The organism is Streptomyces tateyamensis (assembly GCF_003205575.1).
Lineage (GTDB): Bacteria > Actinomycetota > Actinomycetes > Streptomycetales > Streptomycetaceae > Kitasatospora > Kitasatospora tateyamensis.
Genome location: NZ_PYBW01000046.1, coordinates 1,387 through 1,612 on the forward strand (window position 1 = coordinate 1,387; position 226 = coordinate 1,612).

General features: G+C 71.7%; 1 protein-coding gene. It reads right to left on the reverse strand.

What is annotated here, in order from left to right; translation table 11 throughout:
* Nucleotides 1-226: hypothetical protein (locus C7C46_RS35940; RefSeq protein ID WP_220040625.1), on the reverse strand; the 226-nt coding region annotated here is incomplete at both ends.

The window sequence follows — 226 nt, forward strand, 5'->3', positions numbered from 1 at the left end:
CTGACGCAGCGACAGCAGCACCCGCTCCGCCACCGCCGGGACCGGGTGGGGGGAAAGCGTCTTCTCTCCCACCAGTCTTCCTCCCGAAGGGAGGTCGGTGCCGGATGACCGGCTGACGGGCCGCCCGACCTCTCGTTTCCCGGCAGCCGGTTGTGCGGGGCGGATGGCCTGACGCGCCGCCAGCATTCGGTCCGCCTCGTCAGCCTTCAGCGGCACGCTCGACACC